The organism is Pseudomonas sp. P4_B3 (genome assembly GCF_056402295.1).
The window spans coordinates 60,647-79,393 of sequence record NZ_JBFUHR010000004.1 but is presented as its reverse complement, the minus strand read 5'-3'; the positions used below and the strand labels follow the sequence as shown (position 1 = coordinate 79,393).

Genomic DNA, 18,747 nt, shown 5'->3' with positions numbered 1-18,747 from the left:
TTCAGGAGGCCTCCTTTACTTTCTGACCGGCGACAGTGGCGCCGGACTTGCTCAATACCGGGTGCAACAGCACACGGAACGAATGCTTCTGCGCCAGGCTGTAGAAGTCATGGGCAAAGTCGTCGAGGTCGGCGGCAGTCAGTTTCAGGCGACGCAGAAAGTAGTTGTAAACCAGCACCGCCGGTACCGCGACAGCGATGCCGACACCCGTGGCGACAAGGGCAGCACCGATCGGCCCGGCCACGGTTTCCAGGCTCGCCGAGCCCGCCGCACTGATGCCTTTGAGCGCCGACATGATTCCCCACACAGTCCCGAACAGTCCGATAAAGGGCGACGTGCTGCCAATGCTGGCGAGGATGGCCAGGCCGCTTTCCAGCGAGCGCCGCTCACGCACGATCTGCTGACGCAAGGCGCGCTCGAGACGGTCCTGGTGGTTGATCGACTGACTGAGATCGGTGTTCTGGTTGTCGCTCACCTGAATCGCTGCATAACCGGCCAGTGCCACACGGGCTGCCGCGCCAGGCTGGTCATGGGATAGTTCGGCGGCCGAATCCAGGCTGGAAGCGGCCCAGAATTGTTTATGGAACTTGCGGTCTTGCGTCTTCAGGCGGGTGAACTGCAAACCCTTGAGCAAGACCAGGCCCCAGGTCGCGACGGAAAAGAGGATCAGCAGCCAGATGACGGCGTGTTCGATGGATTCGAAAGGGGATGCGATCAGGTTCATGGTCAGGCTCTCCAGCAAGGCATTGGATCGGTTGTAGCGATGCGCCTTGTGTCAGGTAGCCCGCGGTGTAATTCAGAAGGGTTGAGTCACTTGATTTTGAAGTCGATCGGCACGCTGACCCAGCCGTCCTGGGCGACATCGCCCTGTTTGGCCGGCACGAAACTCCAGCGCTTTACCGCTGCCAGCGCCGCATCATCGAGTTGATCGCGGCCACTGCTTTTCTGGATCTGGATTTCACCCGGTTTGCCGCTGGCCAATACATGTACCCGCAGCAACACCGTGCCTTCCCAGCCACGACGCATCGCCAGCGACGGATACTCCGGTGCCGGATTGCGCAAGTAAGCGGCGCTGGCCGAGGCCGGCGTCACCGGTTTCGGTGCAGGCGGCGCAGCAGGAGCTGGCGCGGCGACCGGTTGTAGTGGCGCAGGCGGCGCCTGCGGCTGCTCCACAGGTTTTGCCACGGGCTTAGGTACAGGTTTGACCACCGGTTTTGGTTTGGGGACCGGTTTGGGTGGCGGTGGTTTCACGGCCAGTTCATCTTCCACCGGCGGTGGCGGTTCGACCACCGGCTGCGGGATCGGCTCGGGCGGCGGGGGTACCACCACCGGTGGTGCCGGTTGCGAGAACTCGATGGTCATCGGTGGAATCTGCGGCGGCACCACGGGCAGTTGAGGCGCAGGTGCCTGGTTGATCCAGACAATGACCGCACCATGCAACACCAGCGCGAGCACACCCAACAAGACCACTTCGCGACGACTCAACACGCGCTTGGGCGTGCTGTGCAGCCGCGACAACGCCAGGGGTTCGCGAAAAACCCGACCGATGTCGAGAAGTTCACCGCCGGGTAGCGGGTGTCGGAACACCTCTAGGGCACTGGCGGCGCTCTGGACATTGCCCATTGATAGACTCCTGTAATTCATCAAATTGAACACGCGCCGCGACCCGGACTACCGCGCCGTCTCTGACTGCGTCACCGTCAACGGTGCCGCGGAAAACACCGCAGTGTCCGTGAGCTTCTCCACGTCGACGCGATGGGGAAAGATGTTCTTTTCCACGAACAAATCATCGACTTGCTGCAAGGCCTGGACATCCCGCGACTCGACCGGCAACAGCGACTCGTCGCCCCAGCTGCGCAGGCGTTGCGAGACATCCAGCGGTATGTCGTTGACCTTGGCGAAGACCCGGGCGTACTCGTCAGGGTTCTGCCGGGCCCACTCGAACGCCTTGGCGAAACGCTGCAGCACGTCACTGAGCGCCTTGCGCTTGAGCGGGTCGGTGAGGACTTCATCCGAGGCGGTAATGAAGGTCAGCCCGGTGTTGATGCCCTCGCCGCTGATCAGCACTCGAGCACCCTGCTGCTCGGCAAACGCCTGATAGATACCGAACGTGGCCCAGGCTTCGATCTTGCCGGCGTTGAAGGCTGCCAGGGCGTCGGTCGGCAGGACGAACCCGATGTTGACGTCTTTCTCGTCGACCCCGGCATTGGCCAGCGCACGAATCAACAGGTACTGGGAAATGCTGCCTCGGGCCGAAGACACCACAACGTTTCGGCCTTTCAGATCCGCCACGCCATGAATGGCCGAATCGGCGGGTACCAGGATCGCAATCCCTCTTGATTGACTGCGCCGAACGGCGACGATGCGCAACGGTGTCCCGCCGGTGGCGGCCGCAAGCACCGGCGTATCACCGGCCGGGGCCAGATCGACGGCGCCGGCGCGCAGGGCTTCGAACAAGGGCGCCGCGCCCTGGAAGTTCGCCCACTCGACCTTGTAGTCGATGCCATCCAGCGCGTTCGCTGCCTCGACCACGGTGCGCAAGCCTTTGGCTTGATCGCCCAGCACCAGCGTCACACCGGACAAGTCAGACTGAACAGCGGATGCCGTTTTGTTGTCGACCGTTTCACCGCAACCGCTGAGCAGCAGTGCGGCTCCCGAGAGCAACACCGCTGCAGATTTCCATACGCGTAGCGACATGGCGGCCCCTCCCTGATTCAAAAGACTGGAAGCGAAATCAGCCATGGGCGAAACGCCGGACCGAAGTGTTGGGTGCCCGGCGCTCAGCGACGGCAACGGCTTCCACTTCAACCCCCAACAGACCCAGCAACCGCGCGCGGATGGCCTGAAAACCTTCCTGGCCGGAGTCTCGGGCCCGGGGCAGATCGATGGTCAATTGGTCGGCGATCTTGCCATTGGCCAGCACGATGACCCGGTCAGCCAACAGGATGGCTTCATCCACATCGTGGGTCACCAGCAACACCGCCGGCGTGTGTTTACGCCACAACTCGATGATCAGCCGATGCATGCGAATCCGGGTCAACGCATCGAGTGCAGCGAACGGTTCATCCAGCAGCAACAGTTTGGGTTCGCGGACCAAACCACGGGCCAGCGCCACGCGTTGCGCTTCACCGCCGGAGAGCGTGGCCGGATAGGCTTCGAGCCGATGAGCCAGCCCCACTTCGGTCAGGGCCTGTACCGCGCGCGCCTTGGCGTCCGGGATATGCAGGCCGAGAATCACGTTCTTCCAGGCGCGCTTCCAGGGCATCAGACGAGGTTCCTGAAACACCGCCGCCCTCGCCTTCGGCACCAGCAATTGACCACTGTCGATACTGTCGAGCCCGGCCAGGCTGCGCAGCAAAGTGGTCTTGCCCGAACCGCTGGCCCCCAGCAACGCGACAAATTCGCCGGGAGCGATATCCAGATCCAGGCCATCGATGACCCGTTGCTGGCCAAACTGGCGCACCACATTGCGCAGTTGTACCGGTGCTGCCGAATGTATTGCTTTGGACGCGTCCAGAAGATCGATGCTCGACATATCAATTCCTCACAAAAGTTGGGCGCCAGGCCAGGGCGAAACGCTCCAGCGTGCGGATCAGTCCGTCGATCAACAGACCGAGGACGCTGTAAATCAGCAGGCAAATGACGATCACATCGGTGCGCATGAAATCCCGCGCATCACTGGCCAGGAAGCCGATGCCGGCGGTGGTATTGATTTGTTCGACGAACACCAGCGCCAACCAGGAAATCCCCAGGGAGTAGCGCAGGCCGACAAAGAATGAGGGCAAGGAACCCGGCAGAATCACGTGCCAGATCAACTCGCGGCGGCTCAGGCCCAGGGTGTTGGCGGCCTCGATCAGTTTGGGGTCGATATTGCGAATCCCGGCGAACAGGTTCAGGTACACCGGGAACGTCGTACCGGTGACGATCAGCGCAATCTTGGTGAATTCGCCGATGCCGAACCAGAGGATAAACAGCGGTACCAGCGCCAGCGAAGGAATGGTGCGCAGCATTTGCAGCGGTGAATCGAGTATCACCTCGCCGCGCTTGGACAGCCCGCTGATCAGGGCCGCAACCACACCAATACTGACGCCGATACTCAAGCCCACCAGCGCCCGTTGCAGTGACACCAGCAAGTGCTTGCCCAGTTCGCCGGACGCAATCATCGCCCAGAGCGTGCCGCCGATCTGCGAGGGCGCCGCGATGACACGCTGCGGGATCAGCCCCGCTTGCGACGCCAGTTCCCATAACAGCAACAGCGCGATCGGGCTGAGCAAACGCAGCAACACTTCAGGTGTCCGCCAGTTGCGCAGCCAATTGGGGAGCAGCCTCGACGCGCCCTGCAACTCACCTGTGTGGCGAGCAGCCTTGGTGACGGAAAACGAGCTGCTGGCGCTCGATGTATCGAAGGTTTTTTCAGTCATCAGGCTTCCTTCCTCATAAAGAACATGGCCAGAGGTGCCATGCGTGAGCTTCGGTTTTCATGCTATTCGCATAAAAAACCTCAGTGAAATTCTTTTTGGGAATAACCTAATATGATTAAAAATCAGATAGCAGGCCAGCCTGATAAATTGTTTGCATGATAAGTGCAGCCGCTGCGGGCTGCATGGAAGGCGTCGCTTAAAATGCGCATTACTCATACAAGACAATTTAAGTCATTCATTATTTTAATAATTAACTTAGAACCAAACGGCATTTCACAGCCACAGCCGCTACGCCTATTTTTGGCCCTACAGACCGACCCCAATGCCAGGTGGAGGCTTGAATCACACCTATTCAATGAAAAGGAACTCCCCATGACGATTGAATTCATCGGCTACATCGGCGGTCACCAATCTTCGGAAATCCACCCTCGCAGCGGTCCTGTCCTGCAGCCCGACTATGTGGAAGCAGTGGCACGCGCCCATGACGAGGCCGGGTTTGACCGGGCTCTGATAGCCTTCCACTCCAACAGCCCGGACAGCACGCTGATTGCCTCGCACGCCGCCAGCGTGACCAAAAAACTCAAGTTCCTGATTGCCCATCGACCTGGCTTTGCCGCGCCGACCCTGGCCGCACGCCAGTTCACCACCCTCGATGTATTCAATGGCGGCCGCACCGCCGTACACATCATCACCGGCGGCGATGATCGGGAACTGCGTGCCGATGGCAGCTACATCGACAAGGACGAACGCTATGCGCGCACCGACGAATACCTCGACGTGCTGCGTCAGGAATGGACCAGCGAAAAACCCTTCGACCATGAGGGCAAGTATTACCAGGTCGAGGGGGCGCACTCAGCCGTGAAGTCACCGCAACAACCGCACATTCCCTTGTATTTCGGCGGTTCATCGACGGCGGCCATCGAAGTCGCGGGCAAGCATGCGGACGTGTATGCGCTGTGGGGCGAAACCTACGAACAAGTGCGCGACGTGGTGAAGCAAGTGCGCGCCGAGGCCGCCAAACACGGTCGTAGCATTCGCTTCAGTTTGTCGCTGCGCCCGATTCTGGCAGACACCGAGGACCAGGCCTGGGAACGCGCCGAGCGCATCCTGCAACAGGCCACCGCGCTGGCCGAACAGAACGGATTTGTGCGCCGCGAACCACCCAACGAGGGCTCTCGCCGACTGCTCGCCGCTGCCGCCCAAGGCGCACGCCTGGACAAGCGACTGTGGACCGGCATCGCCGGGCTGCTGGGTGCACAAGGCAACTCGACCTCACTGGTCGGCACTCCAGAACAAGTGGCCGAAGCCTTGCTCGACTACTACGACCTGGGCATCACCACGTTCCTCATTCGTGGCTTCGATCCGCTTGAAGACGCCATCGACTACGGCAAGCGCCTGATCCCGCTGACCCGCAAACTGGTGGCTGAACGTGAGCGGCAAGCGGCGGAAAAAGTCGCCTGACCCTAAGCTTGCTCCGGCAAGCCTCATAACCACAAAAGATCGCAGCCTGCGGCAGCTCCTACAGAGACGTGGACACCCGGGAATTCCCGGGTGTACTCAAAACCTGTAGGAGCTGCCGCAGGCTGCGATCTTTTGATCTTGCCTTCAGCTATTCCTTGTAAGACGTATCGCTACGCTCCAACTGACGGATCAGTGCATCCCAGTGCCGCGCCACGCCCGGTCCTTCACCGCTCTTGAACACCTCAGCCTGTTTCTCGACCTTGGCCACCACTTCGGCTGGCGGGAAGATCAACTCAGCGTTGCCAGCAGCCTGCGCCGCGATCTGAATGTTGCAGGCGCGCTCCAGACCATGCAGTTGCTGGAATGCATGCTCGACGCTGATGCCCGCAGTGAGCAAGCCGTGATTGCGCAGGATCAACACACTTTTATCACCGAGATCCGCCACCAGACGCTCGCGCTCGTCCAGATCCAGCGCGACGCCTTCGTAACCGTGATAAGCCACCCGCCCGGAAAAACCGATCGAATGCTGGGAGATCGGCAACAACCCGTCGCGCTGCGCGGACACCGCAATGCCGTCGCGCGTATGGGTATGCAGGACTGCTTGCAGGTCCGGACGCGCCGCATGAATCGCACTGTGAATCACATAACCGGCAGGGTTGATGCCAAGCCCGGTGGGGTCGTCGACGATGGTGCCGTCGATGTCCACCTTGACCAGATTCGAGGCGCTGATTTCGTCGAACAACAACCCGAAGGCATTGATCAGGAAATGTTCGTCCGGCCCCGGCACCCGCGCGGAAAAATGCGTGTAGATGTGGTCGGTCCACTTGAACAGGGCCGCCAGCCGATAGGCCGCAGCCAGTTTTACACGCACTTCCCATTCTTCGGGACTGACCCGTTGGCGAACATTTTTCGAGACGCTGGATAACGGACTGACGCTACTCATGGCAAAACTTCCTGGATGGCCTTAAGGATCTCCAGCCAGCCTATGGGAAGGCAAAAAATAATAAAAAGCACATTTTAATCTAAGCTAATTATTATTTTTTTTTATTATATTCCTGCCCGAGCATCACGCTGCACGCTTGATCTTCTGCAGCGATCCGGCGACCAGTTTGCCAAAGGCATCGACCGGCCCTTGCAGATTGCCAAGGAAATGCGGATAGATCAGCCACAGGTCCATCACCGGCTTGAAGTCCTTGAGCGGCATCACCGCCAACTGTTCGAAATGCGTGCTGCGTTCCAGCAACGGACGCGGCACCAACCCCAGCCCCATGCCGTCGGCGACCAGGCCCAGTTGCAGTTCGGTGCCGAAGGTTTCCAGATTGACACTCAGGGCCAGCCCCTGGTCCGACAAGGTTCGTTGCAGCCCGGCACGGAAACCGCAGCCATCGGGATTGAGAATCCAGCCATTCTGGTAAACGTCGGCGAGCTTGCACGGACGCTTGGGCAATTGGGACTTGGCGCACACCACCACCAGTTCCATCTTGCCAATCGACTCGCCGACAATGTTGTCCGGGAAAATCTTGCCGGCCGGGAACAGTGCCGCCGCTGCGTCCAGTTCACCTCGCTCGATCTTTGCGACCAATTGACTGCCCCAGCCCGTGGCCACCTGAGCGCGCAGCTCGGGGTATTCGATGCGCAAATGCTTGAGCGCATCGAGCAGCACCACATCGCCAATGGTTTGCGGAACGCCCAGGCGTAACAACCCGGTGGGCGGTGCGTCGGTGGCCACCAGCTCGCGCAGCGCATCCATTTCCCGCAGGATCAAACGGCACTGTTCATACACCCGCGTACCGATCAGCGTGGGCTTGAGCGGTTTGGTGTTGCGATCGAACAACTCCACACCCAACGCCTGCTCAAAGTTCTGCACGCGCCGCGTGATGGCCGGCTGAGTCAGTTGCAGCGACTCGGCGGCATGGCTGATGGACTGGCAACGAATCACTTCGACAAAAGCGTCGATATCATCAATTTTCATTTGGCCCGCACATAGAGAACAGTCAATAAGATGTCTGAAAAGCATAGTTCCATTGTCGAAAGAAGGATAGCCCGCCCCCACGCCGGGCGATCGATCAATAGCGTATGGCGCTATGCGAAAGGGTTATAAATTCCTTTCAGCTATAACCTAATCATTAAACAATCGCATATTGATATAAAACATTATGCTTAAATCAAAGGGTCAACTTTCACAACGAACGATGGAATCGCCATGACCCAGGCCCGACACCCGGAGAGACTCAGAGCATTCATAGGCGCCTTGGCGGAATTGATCGACAGTAACCCTCGCGAGGGTGATCTGTTGCATCGTGGCGGCAAGCTACTCGGTCAATTGGTCAGTCATGATGACTGGCTACCGGAAGATTTCGCCCGACCAGACCCCGAGCGCTATCAGCAATACCTGCTGCATGTCGATTCACGGCAGCGGTTCAGTATCGTCAGTTTTGTCTGGGGGCCGGGGCAAAGCACACCGATCCATGACCATCGGGTCTGGGGGTTGATTGGCATGTTGCGCGGCGCGGAGTATTCGCAAGGTTTCCAGCGCAACAGCGACGGCGCCTTGATCACCGACGGTAGCCGTGTGCAATTGCGGCCGGGCCAGGTTGAAGCGGTGTCGCCAAAAATCGGGGACATTCACCAGGTCAGCAACGCCTTTGATGACCAGGTCTCGATCAGCATCCATGTCTACGGTGCCAACATCGGGGCCGTGCGTCGCGCGGTGTACCAGGCCGACGGCAGCGAGAAGCTGTTCATCTCCGGTTACTCCAACGCCTTTCTCCCCAATATCTGGGATCTGTCCAAAGAGAGCCAAGCCCTATGAGCACTGCACTCACCCGCTCCTACGCTGAAATACGCCAGGCCCTGCTGAACCGAGAAGAACTGGCGCTGGTGGATGTGCGCGAAGAAGCGCCCTTCGCCGAATCGCACCCGCTGTTCGCGGCCAACATTCCATTGTCGAAACTTGAGCTTGAGGTGTACTCGCGAATTCCAAGGCGCAATACCCAGGTGACCGTCTACGACAATGGTGAAGGGCTGGCGAGCATCGCCGCTCAGCGTCTGCAAGACTTGGGCTACATCAACGTCAGCCTGCTCGAAGGTGGACTGGACGGTTGGCGCCGCGCCGGTGGCGAGTTGTTCATCGACGTCAATGTGCCGAGCAAAGCCTTCGGCGAACTGGTGGAAAGCCAGCGGCACACGCCCTCCCTGGCGGCGGAAGAAGTCCAGGCACTGCTCGACAGCGAGGCCGACGTGGTGGTGCTCGATGCCCGGCGTTTCGATGAATACCAGACCATGAGCATTCCCACCGGTATCAGCGTACCGGGGGCCGAGCTGGTGCTGCGCGCCCGGGAACTGGCACCGGACCCGGCCACGCGCATCATCGTCAACTGCGCCGGCCGCACCCGCAGCATTATCGGCACTCAATCATTGATCAACTCCGGCATCGCCAACCCGGTTTCGGCCTTGCGCAACGGCACCATCGGCTGGACCCTGGCAGGACAGAAACTGCAGCACGGGCAGTCGCGCCAATTCGCGCCGACCAGCGAAGAGCATCGGCAAATTGCTGCCCGCGATGCCCGTCGCGTCGCCGACAAAGCCCGGGTAGGCCGCGCCACCCTGGCGGACCTGCAACGCTGGCAACAGGAGCCGACCCGCAGCACCTACCTGTTCGACGTGCGCACCCCGGAAGAATTCGAAGCCGGCCACCTGCCCGCCGCCCGCTCGACACCCGGCGGCCAGTTGGTGCAGGAAACCGACCACTTCGCCAGCGTACGTGGTGCGCGCCTGGTGCTGGTCGATGACGATGGCGTGCGGGCCAACATGTCGGCTTCGTGGCTTGCACAACTGGGTTGGCAAGTGCATGTACTCGATGACGTGCAACCTGCGCACTTCAGCAAAAAAGGAGCATGGCAGGCGCCCGTTCCCGCACCACCACAGGCCGAGGAAATCAGCCCCGAGACCCTGGCCGAATGGCTGACCCATGGCGACATTGTCTTACTGGATTTCACTAGCAGCGCCAACTACGTCAAACGCCATATCCCCGGTGCGTGGTGGGCCTTGCGCGGGCAACTGCGCGAAGCGTTGGCCAAGGTGCCGCCAGCAGAACGCTACGTGCTGACCTGCGGCAGCAGTCAGCTGGCTCGCCTGGCGGTGGCTGAGGTCGAGGCATTGACGGGCAAAGCGGTGTTTCTGCTCAAAGGTGGCACGGCCAGCTGGATCGCCGCGCAACTGCCCCTGGAGGAAGGCGAAACCCGCCTGGCCTCACCGCGTATCGACCGCTATCGCCGTCCTTATGAAGGCACCGACAACCCGCGCGAAGCGATGCAGGCCTACCTGGACTGGGAGTTCGGACTGGTCGACCAACTGGCCCGCGACGGCACCCATGGATTTTTCGTGATCTGAAGCGCCCCTCGCTTCCTGTGTCCTGTGCAAGGCACAGGAAGCTCTCCTGCTCCACACCTCCCCTTCTTTATTCAAGGCTCGCCTGCGGGATCACGGCCGCACAAAACATATACTGCGCATATTATATATAAATATAATTACTTTTTTTTATAATTAACATATAACCAAAAAGAATTTCACACTCACTTTTTATAGGAATAGTGTTAACACCAGACCGACCCCTTCTCCAGGCGGAGGTACCCCAATTCAGCAAGATCCACCTGGAGTACGCCACATGAGCCTTACCCTGCCCTTCAAACGATTGTTGATCGCCGGCGCCCTCACCTTCTGTGCGACCAGCCACGCCGCCGACCTTCAGCCATTGCTGGTGGCCAATCAGAAATCCACGGTCAAAGTGCTGCTGGAAGTCTCCGGCGAGCTGAAGAACGTGCCCTACGACATCCAGTTCTCCGAGTTTCCAGCCGCCGCGCCCCTCGGTGAAGCATTGAACGCCGGGGCCGTGGACATCGGTGCCTTGGGCGATGCGCCCTACGTGTTCGCTCTCGGAGCCGGAGCGCCGATCAAGGTTGTCAGCATCGTGCACGCCGAGGGCCGCTACACCACGGCCATCCTTGCGCCCAAGGATTCACCGCTGAACAACGCCAGCGATCTCAAGGGCAAGCGAATCGTCACCACCCGCGGCTCCATCGGCCACTTCCTGGCGATCAAAGCCTTGCGCAATGCCGGCCTGAGCACCCACGACGTGCAGTTCATCTACCTGCTGCCGAGCGAGTCGCGAATCCTGCTGGATAACGGCAGCGCGGACGCCTGGTCGACGTGGGATCCCTACACCACCATTTCCACCACCCAAAGCCAGGCCAAGGTGCTGGTCAGCGGCGAAACCTTGCTGACCAATCATTTGTACTTCGCCGCCACCAGCCAGGCCATCGCCGGCAAACGCCAGCAACTGGACGATTTCGTCGCCCGGGTCGATCGCGCCTACCGCTGGACCAACGCCCATCCCGAGGAATATGCCGCCGCCCAGGCGCGCGTCACCGGCTTGCCGCTGGACGTGCACATCGCCGTGGCCAAGGGCACGCACATGCAACCGGTGCAGATTGACGACCAGGTCATCGGCGGTCTGCAAACCACCGCCGACATCTACCAGGAAGAAGGAATTCTCGGAAAACACATCGACGTTTCCCAAGGTTTCGACAAGAGCTTCAACGCCAGGCGCGCCCCACTCAACCAGGCATCCCGCTAACGATGCGACGGATAAAGGAGTAACACCATGAGCAAACAACGCCAACTGAAACTCGGTGCAATGGTCCATGGCGTCGGTCACGGATGGGGCGAATGGCGCCACCCGCAGGCCCAGCCCAATGCCAGCGTAAACTTTGCTTTCTACAAGCAGCAGACGCATCTGGCCGAGGCGGCCAAGTTCGATTTCGTGTTCATCGCCGACAGCCTGCACATCCACGAGAAGTCCAGCCCGCATTACCTCAACCGCTTCGAGCCGTTGACCATTCTCTCGGCCCTGGCGGCCACCACGCACAACATCGGGCTGGTAGCGACCGTCACCGTCAGCTACACCGAACCGTTCCAGGTCGCCCGCCAATTTGCCTCGCTGGACCACATCAGCGGCGGCCGCGCAGGCTGGAACGTGGTGACGTCCTGGCTCAGCGGCACTGCCGATAACTTCGGCAAGACCGAACACCCGCCTCATGCCGTTCGCTACCGCATCGCCAAAGAGCATGTGAATGTGGTCAAGGGCCTGTGGGACTCCTGGGAAGACGATGCGTTCGCCTACAACAAGCAAAGCGGCGAGTTCTTTACCCCCGGCAAGCTGCATGCCCTTGAGCACAAAGGGGAATTTTTCTCGGTAAAAGGCCCGCTCAACATTTCCCGTTCCCGGCAAGGCCAACCGGTGATTTTCCAGGCTGGCACCTCTGAGGCCGGGCGCAATTTCGCCGCGGAAAACTCCGACGCGATTTTCGTCAGCCAGGAAGGCTTCGATGATGCGCACGCCTACTATCAGGACCTGAAAAAACGCGCTGCCGATTTCGGACGCGACCCACAGAAACTGTCGATCCTGCCGGGCATCCGCCCGATCGTTGGCCGCGATGAAGCCGAAGTGGAAAGCCGCTATCAGCAAGCCGTGGAGCTGGTGACGATCGAGGACGCAATCGTCGCCCTCGGCCGGCCCTTCAATGACCACGATTTCAGTCAGTACCCACTGGATGCGCCGTTCCCCGAGCTGGGCGATCTGGGGTCCAACAGCCAGAAAGGCGGATCGGACCGGATCAAGCAGCTTGCTCGGGACGAAGGCCTGACCTTGCGTGAAGTCGCCCTGCGCTTCTCAAGGCCACGGCGCGACTTCGTCGGTACTCCCGAGCAGGTTGCCGACGCGATTCAGAAATGGTTCGAGGAAGGGGCGGCAGACGGTTTCATCATCAACTCGTTGTTACCGGACGGCCTGCAGTACTTCACCGAACTGGTCGTGCCGGTCCTGCAACAGCGCGGCCTGTTTCGCGACGAGTACAGCGGCAGCACCCTGCGCGACAACTTCGGTCTGCAAGTGCCTGCCAACCGTCACGCGCAAAACGCCCTCAAGACCCGGGAAGAAAGTGAGGCACTGGCATGAGCGAATCCCTCAACCTGTTGCCGGGGCAAGCCTGCGTCCAACTCGCCATCTGACAAGAGCCTGACCATGACGAAAAAGATCACACAGGGACAGTTCAATCGTCGCGGCTTTCTCACGGCCAGCTCGATCGCCCTCGGTGCGTTGGGGTTGTCCTCACTGGGACTGGCCTCTCGAGCGTTCGCCCAAACGACCAGCCTCTCGGACTTGACCCTGGGCGTCGCCACCTATCGCGGCCAGGATTCGTACTTCACCGATGACGCCGGCACCTCCACGCGCCCGTATAAAGTCGATTACGCGGAATTTGCCGGTGGCAACCTGATCGTCGAAGCACTGGCGTCGGGCAGCCTGGACATTGGTTCAATGAGTGAGATCCCGCCGATCTTCTCGATCCAGAGTCACCGTCAACCGAGACTGATCGCGGTGCTGCAAGGCGACGTGAACAACCAGGTGTTCCTGATTCCCAAGGACTCGACCATCGAATCGGTCGGGCAGTTGCGCGGCAAGCGGGTTGGCTACGTGCGCTCCACCACCTCGCACTACTTCCTGATCAAGGCATTGAAGGAACAGGGCCTGACCATGAAGGACATCACCGCGGTGGCGCTCACGCCTCAGGACGGTTTTTCCGCTTTTCAGAGCGGACAGCTCGATGCCTGGGTGATCTACGGCGTGTTCATCCAATTGGCGAAGTTCCGCAGTGGCGCCCGCGTACTGAAAACCGCGCTGGGGTATTTGTCCGGCAACTACCTGATCGCCGCACGCCCTGCCGCGCTGGAAGACCCACTGCGCAAGCAGGCCATTCAGGACTACCTGCAGCGACAAGCGCGCACCCTGGAGTGGATCAACAACAACCCCGAACCCTGGGCCACCAAATCGGCGCAGCTGTTGGGTGTCGATAAAACCGTGTTCCTCGACATGTACAACAACCGCAGCCAGGCCTCGAGAATCATCGAAGTGAACGATCAGGCCATCGCCTCGCAGCAGGAAGTGGCAGACCTGTTTTTCGACGCGGGTGTGTTGAGTGAACGGCTCGATGTCAGCCCACTTTGGGACCGTCAGTTCAAGCTGCTTGCGCTATGAGCCGGCTCTCACCCTTTTTGATCGAGTGAAATCACCATGAGTCTTTCTTCCCAACACCCGCCCGTGCTGCGCTCGGTCGAAGTCGCCAATTTCGAGGCCTTGCTTGAAGGCATCAGCGAACAGCTGAGCGCCACTGCCCATGTTTATGACGAGAGCGGCGCCTTCCCCCATGACAACTTCAAGCTGTTGCATGAGCACGACCTGGTTGCGTTGACCGTGCCCAAAGCCCTGGGCGGTGGCGGCGCGAACCTGGCACAGGCGCGCAAAGCCATCAGTGCAATCGCCAAAGGCGAGCCTTCGACGGCGTTGATCCTGGTGATGCAGTACCTCCAGCACTCGCGCCTGCAAGACAATCGAAACTGGCCCGAAGCGTTGCGTCTGCAAGTGGCGCATGACGCCATCCAGAAGGGTGCGCTGATCAACGCCTTGCGGGTCGAGCCCGATCTCGGCACCCCCGCGCGCGGCGGTCTGCCGGCGACCGTCGCAAGACGCACTTCCGCTGGCTGGCGGATCAGCGGGCGAAAAACCTACTCCACCGGCAGCCATGGCCTGACCTGGTTCAGCGTCTGGGCGCGCAGCAGTGATGAGGACCCGCTGGTCGGTGCCTGGCTGGTGCACAAGGACACGCCGGGCATCAGCATCATCGAGGACTGGGATCATCTGGGCATGCGCGCCACTTGCAGCCATGAGGTGGTATTCGACAACGTGCTGGTGCCGCTGGATCACGCGGTCAGCGTCAGCCGCTGGAGCGCGCCGCAACCCGAACTCGATGGCGATGGTTTTCTGTGGATGTCGGTGCTGCTGTCATCGGTCTACGACGGCGTCGCCCAGGCTGCCCGCGACTGGCTGGTGCAATGGCTGGAAACCCGAGCGCCGTCCAACCTCGGCGCAGCGTTGTCGACCCTGCCGCGCTTTCAGGAAACCGTCGGCCACATCGACACTTTGCTGTTCGCCAACCGCAGTTTGCTCGATGCCGCCGCCGAGGGCCACACGCCGGCCAGCAACGCGGCACAGCTGAAATACCTGGTGACCGGCAATGCGATTCGTGCCGTCGAGCTGGCCATCGAGGCGTCCGGCAATCCGGGCCTGTCACGTAATAATCCGCTGCAACGGCATTACCGCGACGTGCTGTGCAGCCGCGTCCACACCCCGCAAAACGACGCCATCCTGCAAGGCGTCGGCAAAGCCGTATTTGCCCGGCGCCAGCCCCCATCCCAGTCCAAGGAACGCCCATGAGCCAGCTTGTCATCGCCAGCCAACTGGACGAAGACTTCAACGAAGTGATCCGCCAGCGTCTCAGTCAAACCCATCCCGAGGCTCGCGTCATCGGCGTGCCGGCCGGGGTGCCCAGCGACCTGCCGGCGGAAGTCAGCATTCTGCTGGCACGGCCAATCAACGTGCGTGGCTATCAGGCCCCGGACACACCGCCACCGGGCTGGCCCTATGGGCTGCAATGGATTCAAGTGGTGTCGTCGGGCATCGACTTCTACCCGCAATGGCTGTTCAACGGCCCGCCGGTGAGCACTTCGCGGGGCAGCGCTGCCGAAAACATCGCCGAGTTCGCCCTGGCCGCAATCTTCGCCGCAGCCAAGCACCTGCCGGACATTTGGGTGCATGACTCGCAATGGAATTTCACGGCACTGACCCCGCTCAAGGGCACCACGCTGGGGATTCTCGGCTTTGGCGCCATTGGCCGCAGCCTGGCGACCAAGGCCCACGCCCTGGGCATCAAGGTACTGGCGCTGCGTCAGAGTCAGACGCCGTTCGAGGTTGAAGGCGTCGAAGCGGCGCGGGACATTCATGAGCTGTTTGCGCGTTCCGATCATCTGGTGCTGGCCGCACCGTTGACCGACGCCACCCGGCATATCGTTGACAGTGCCGTGCTCGCCAGCGCCAAGCCGGGCCTGCACCTGATCAACATCGCCCGTGGTGGCCTGCTCGACCATCAAGCGTTGCTCGAAGCGCTCGACACCGGACGCATCGGCCTGGCGTCGCTGGACGTCACCGAACCCGAACCGTTGCCGGACGGTCACCCGCTATACGCCCATCCGCGGGTGCGCTTGTCACCCCATACCTCAGCGATTTCCAGCAACAGTCGCCATGAAATCGCCGACAGTTTCCTGGCCAATCTCGAACGTTTTCTCAATGGTTTGGCGTTGGAGAATCAGGCGAACGTGCAACGCGGGTATTGAGTTTCTACCGAACTGACGTCATCGCGGGCAAGCCACGCTCCCACAGGTTTTGCATTATCAGTGGGAGCGTGGCTTGCCCGCGATTTCGTTTTTACGGCCAACACACAACATCAGACTTACGCATTTTTATTAACTATTTAATGCCTATTTTTTATAATTAACTTATAACTAATCGGACTTTTACAGCCGCTACTTATATAAATATTGTTACAACCATCACCGACCCCTGACCAGGTGGAGGCCCACGGAACTAAAGCTTTTCCGGCCGACACCACTCCACGGTCAACCGCTGCACCCAAACCAGAAACCGGCTCAAGCCACCGCCGCCATGGTCTTCAAACCACGGCCCCGGCAACGCTTTGCCCATAAAAAACCGACAACGCCGACACAGCATCTACACACCCGGGGCTCACCATGCACAACACTTTCCGTTCAAACCGTCTGACGCTGGCCGTGTCGCTGGCGATATTCGGCTTGTCGGCTCACGCCGAAGAAAACACCAAGGATGGTGCCCTCCCTGTCGTTACCGTCACCGCCGAACACCACACAGAAGACCTGCAAAAGACCCCGCTGGCGATTTCCGCATTCGACGAAAAGGCCCTCGAAGACAAGCAGATCAAAAGCATTCGCGACCTCTCCGGGCAGGTACCGAACCTGACCCTCAGCCGCCAGTCGATCTCCTACAGCGCGCAGACCTACGGGATACGTGGCATCGGTGAAACCGATCCGATCCAGGAGTCGGCCGTCGCGGTCTACGCCGATGACCTGTACATCCCACGGGCCATTTCCTCGATGCTCGACTTCAACGACGTCGAACGCGTCGAAGTGCTGCGCGGCCCGCAAGGCACGCTGTATGGGCGTAACAGCAGCGCCGGTGCGATCCGCGTGATCACCCGCGATCCGACCCAGGAAACCCGTGGTTTCTTCGAACTCGGCGCCGGTGACTACAACGCGCAGAACGGCCGCCTGCTGATCAGCGGTCCGCTGGTGGACAACGCATTGTTCGGCAGCTTCTCGGCAATTCGCCTGACCCGTGACGGCACCGTCTCCAACCCGACACGCCACACCGATGTGAACAACATCGACATCCAGTCCTATCGCGGCAAGCTGCGCTACAACCCCGACGATTCGCCCTGGGATGTACAACTGACCCTGGCCGGTACGTTTGACCGTGGCGATACCACCAGCTACACGCCATTCGATGCCAACGGTCACTTCGATAAATTCAAGAGCTACAGCAGCCTCAATCCGAAAAACCGACTCGACCAGGGCAGCTCGGTGCTGCGCGCGATCTACACGATTGACGACCATCTGAACGTCAAATCGGTGACTGCCTACTCCGCATTCAACCAACCGGTGGACTATGACAACTCGGGGCAGGCAGCCCTGATTCAGAACAACCTGATCAACTACAACCAGGACTACGCCACCCAGGAATTGCAGCTCAACGGCGACTACGACGATTTCAACTTCAGCACCGGCCTGTACCTGTACCACGAAAGTTTCGACGCCGAGCGCGACAACCTGACCTTTTCCATCGCGCGCAACCGGGTGATCGGCCAGGGCCAGTACAGCACAACCAATACCGAGAGCTACGCCCTTTATGGCCAGGGCAGTTACAACATCACGCCACAGCTGGCGCTGATCGCCGGACTGCGGTTTACCCGCGAGCACAAGAATTTCGATTACACCAACTACGCCATCACCACCAGCCGACAGATCACAGGGACCAACTTCAGCGCCGACTCAAGCAAATCGTGGCAGTCCACCAGCCCGAAACTCGGCTTCGAGTACGCCTGGACCCCGCACCTGAACCAGTACGCCTACGTGGCCAAGGGGTTCAAGGCCGGTGGCTTTGACAACCGCGCGCCAACCAAGGCCGCCGCCGAACAGGCGTTTTCACCGGAAGACGTGACCACCTGGGAAACCGGCTTCAAGGGTGACTTCTTCGACCGTCGCCTGCGTGCCAACCTCGCGCTGTTCTATAACGACTACAAAGACCTGCAGACCAACGCCTATGACCCGGCGCTGGGTGTCAGCCTGCGGACCAACGTCGGCAAGGCGCACACCTACGGCGTCGAGCTGGAAACCCTGACCGCACTGACCAACGACCTGCAACTGACCGCCAACGTCGGCTACCTGGAAAGCCAGTACGACGACTTCCAAAACGCCGGTGGCGCGGGTGTCGACGCCAATGGCAAGCAGCTGGTGTTTTCACCGCGCTGGAACGCCAGCGTCGGCCTCAACTACACCATCCCGTCTGGATTGCCTGGCACCTGGCTGGCCGGCACCGATGCGCAATTCCAGACCAAGTCCTTCGCCAACGCGCTGAACGACGACGTCCAGGAAATTCCCCAGCAGACCTTCTGGAACGCCAACACCCGCTACATCTCCGGCGACGGCCACTGGACTACCACGCTGTCGGTGAAAAACCTGCTCGATCGCGCGTACCCGCAATCGGTCGGCTTCGTGCCGTCCAGTGGCGCCCGCTACTACGCGATCAACGACCCGCGAACCCTCTTGTTGTCCGTGCGCTACGACCTTTAACCCCCATACAGGCAAGCATGCCAAGGAGCACTTT

General features: G+C 60.3%; 16 protein-coding genes. 9 read left to right on the top strand and 7 right to left on the bottom strand.

The window, feature by feature from the left end; translation table 11 throughout:
* Position 1 precedes the first annotated feature (1 nt).
* The 5 genes from AC1DWG_RS05800 to AC1DWG_RS05780 form a co-directional block, all read right to left on the bottom strand.
* Positions 2–724, bottom strand: a complete 723-nt coding sequence (locus AC1DWG_RS05800; protein ID WP_477764358.1) for a MotA/TolQ/ExbB proton channel family protein — start codon at positions 722–724, stop codon at positions 2–4.
* A gap of 86 nt (positions 725–810) precedes the next feature.
* Positions 811–1,623, bottom strand: coding sequence for an energy transducer TonB (locus AC1DWG_RS05795; protein ID WP_477764359.1), 813 nt, complete (start codon positions 1,621–1,623; stop codon positions 811–813).
* Positions 1,624–1,671: 48 nt separating this feature from the next.
* Positions 1,672–2,697, bottom strand: coding sequence for an ABC transporter substrate-binding protein (locus AC1DWG_RS05790; RefSeq protein ID WP_477764360.1), 1,026 nt, complete (start codon positions 2,695–2,697; stop codon positions 1,672–1,674).
* Between the two features lie 37 nt (positions 2,698–2,734).
* Positions 2,735–3,535: an ABC transporter ATP-binding protein gene (locus tag AC1DWG_RS05785; RefSeq protein ID WP_477755659.1), complete on the bottom strand. Its 801-nt coding sequence runs from the start codon at positions 3,533–3,535 to the stop codon at positions 2,735–2,737.
* Position 3,536: 1 nt separating this feature from the next.
* The gene (locus AC1DWG_RS05780; RefSeq protein ID WP_477755658.1) at positions 3,537–4,421 is read right to left on the bottom strand and encodes an ABC transporter permease; all 885 of its coding nucleotides are present in this window, start codon (positions 4,419–4,421) and stop codon (positions 3,537–3,539) included.
* 372 nt (positions 4,422–4,793) lie between these two features.
* Between AC1DWG_RS05780 and AC1DWG_RS05775 the strand changes: the two genes are divergently transcribed.
* Entirely contained in the window at positions 4,794–5,882 is a 1,089-nt protein-coding gene (locus AC1DWG_RS05775; RefSeq protein ID WP_477787470.1) for an LLM class flavin-dependent oxidoreductase, read from the top strand.
* A gap of 148 nt (positions 5,883–6,030) precedes the next feature.
* On the opposite strand, the gene AC1DWG_RS05770 is transcribed toward AC1DWG_RS05775, so the two are convergent.
* Positions 6,031–6,825 (bottom strand): class II aldolase/adducin family protein, encoded by a 795-nt coding sequence (locus AC1DWG_RS05770; RefSeq protein WP_477787469.1) that lies wholly within the window; start codon positions 6,823–6,825, stop codon positions 6,031–6,033.
* Between the two features lie 123 nt (positions 6,826–6,948).
* The gene (locus tag AC1DWG_RS05765; RefSeq protein ID WP_477756364.1) at positions 6,949–7,854 is read right to left on the bottom strand and encodes a LysR family transcriptional regulator; all 906 of its coding nucleotides are present in this window, start codon (positions 7,852–7,854) and stop codon (positions 6,949–6,951) included.
* A 231-nt stretch (positions 7,855–8,085) separates the two neighbouring features.
* Between AC1DWG_RS05765 and AC1DWG_RS05760 the strand changes: the two genes are divergently transcribed.
* From AC1DWG_RS05760 to AC1DWG_RS05725, 8 genes are all read left to right on the top strand, one after another.
* Entirely contained in the window at positions 8,086–8,694 is a 609-nt protein-coding gene (locus AC1DWG_RS05760) for a cysteine dioxygenase family protein (RefSeq protein ID WP_477764364.1), read from the top strand.
* Positions 8,691–10,274 carry a rhodanese homology domain-containing protein gene (locus tag AC1DWG_RS05755; RefSeq protein ID WP_477787468.1) on the top strand — a complete coding sequence of 528 codons (1,584 nt, stop codon included), beginning with the start codon at positions 8,691–8,693 and terminating at the stop codon, positions 10,272–10,274. The genes AC1DWG_RS05760 and AC1DWG_RS05755 overlap by 4 nt, the downstream gene beginning before the upstream one ends.
* Positions 10,275–10,548: 274 nt before the next feature.
* Complete coding sequence (locus AC1DWG_RS05750; RefSeq protein WP_477787467.1) at positions 10,549–11,517, top strand: ABC transporter substrate-binding protein; 969 nt, start codon at positions 10,549–10,551, stop codon at positions 11,515–11,517.
* Positions 11,518–11,544: 27 nt separating this feature from the next.
* Positions 11,545–12,897 (top strand): LLM class flavin-dependent oxidoreductase, encoded by a 1,353-nt coding sequence (locus AC1DWG_RS05745; protein WP_477764367.1) that lies wholly within the window; start codon positions 11,545–11,547, stop codon positions 12,895–12,897.
* Between the two features lie 66 nt (positions 12,898–12,963).
* Positions 12,964–13,974, top strand: coding sequence for an ABC transporter substrate-binding protein (locus tag AC1DWG_RS05740; RefSeq protein WP_477754373.1), 1,011 nt, complete (start codon positions 12,964–12,966; stop codon positions 13,972–13,974).
* A gap of 36 nt (positions 13,975–14,010) precedes the next feature.
* Positions 14,011–15,210 (top strand): acyl-CoA dehydrogenase family protein, encoded by a 1,200-nt coding sequence (locus tag AC1DWG_RS05735; RefSeq protein WP_477787466.1) that lies wholly within the window; start codon positions 14,011–14,013, stop codon positions 15,208–15,210.
* Positions 15,207–16,166: a D-isomer specific 2-hydroxyacid dehydrogenase family protein gene (locus AC1DWG_RS05730; protein WP_477764369.1), complete on the top strand. Its 960-nt coding sequence runs from the start codon at positions 15,207–15,209 to the stop codon at positions 16,164–16,166. The genes AC1DWG_RS05735 and AC1DWG_RS05730 overlap by 4 nt, the downstream gene beginning before the upstream one ends.
* 414 nt (positions 16,167–16,580) lie before the next feature.
* Positions 16,581–18,713 (top strand): TonB-dependent receptor, encoded by a 2,133-nt coding sequence (locus AC1DWG_RS05725; RefSeq protein WP_477787465.1) that lies wholly within the window; start codon positions 16,581–16,583, stop codon positions 18,711–18,713.
* Positions 18,714–18,747: the final 34 nt, after the last annotated feature.

Bases quoted from the DNA above. Each gene is read 5' to 3' on its own strand.
- AC1DWG_RS05800 (WP_477764358.1), bottom strand. From the start codon at position 724: ATGAACCTGATCGCATCCCCTTTCGAATCCATCGAACACGCCGTCATC.
- AC1DWG_RS05795 (WP_477764359.1), bottom strand. From the start codon at position 1,623: ATGGGCAATGTCCAGAGCGCCGCCAGTGCCCTAGAGGTGTTCCGACAC.
- AC1DWG_RS05790 (WP_477764360.1), bottom strand. From the start codon at position 2,697: ATGTCGCTACGCGTATGGAAATCTGCAGCGGTGTTGCTCTCGGGAGCC.
- AC1DWG_RS05785 (WP_477755659.1), bottom strand. From the start codon at position 3,535: ATGTCGAGCATCGATCTTCTGGACGCGTCCAAAGCAATACATTCGGCA.
- AC1DWG_RS05780 (WP_477755658.1), bottom strand. From the start codon at position 4,421: ATGACTGAAAAAACCTTCGATACATCGAGCGCCAGCAGCTCGTTTTCC.
- AC1DWG_RS05775 (WP_477787470.1), top strand. From the start codon at position 4,794: ATGACGATTGAATTCATCGGCTACATCGGCGGTCACCAATCTTCGGAA.
- AC1DWG_RS05770 (WP_477787469.1), bottom strand. From the start codon at position 6,825: ATGAGTAGCGTCAGTCCGTTATCCAGCGTCTCGAAAAATGTTCGCCAA.
- AC1DWG_RS05765 (WP_477756364.1), bottom strand. From the start codon at position 7,854: ATGAAAATTGATGATATCGACGCTTTTGTCGAAGTGATTCGTTGCCAG.
- AC1DWG_RS05760 (WP_477764364.1), top strand. From the start codon at position 8,086: ATGACCCAGGCCCGACACCCGGAGAGACTCAGAGCATTCATAGGCGCC.
- AC1DWG_RS05755 (WP_477787468.1), top strand. From the start codon at position 8,691: ATGAGCACTGCACTCACCCGCTCCTACGCTGAAATACGCCAGGCCCTG.
- AC1DWG_RS05750 (WP_477787467.1), top strand. From the start codon at position 10,549: ATGAGCCTTACCCTGCCCTTCAAACGATTGTTGATCGCCGGCGCCCTC.
- AC1DWG_RS05745 (WP_477764367.1), top strand. From the start codon at position 11,545: ATGAGCAAACAACGCCAACTGAAACTCGGTGCAATGGTCCATGGCGTC.
- AC1DWG_RS05740 (WP_477754373.1), top strand. From the start codon at position 12,964: ATGACGAAAAAGATCACACAGGGACAGTTCAATCGTCGCGGCTTTCTC.
- AC1DWG_RS05735 (WP_477787466.1), top strand. From the start codon at position 14,011: ATGAGTCTTTCTTCCCAACACCCGCCCGTGCTGCGCTCGGTCGAAGTC.
- AC1DWG_RS05730 (WP_477764369.1), top strand. From the start codon at position 15,207: ATGAGCCAGCTTGTCATCGCCAGCCAACTGGACGAAGACTTCAACGAA.
- AC1DWG_RS05725 (WP_477787465.1), top strand. From the start codon at position 16,581: ATGCACAACACTTTCCGTTCAAACCGTCTGACGCTGGCCGTGTCGCTG.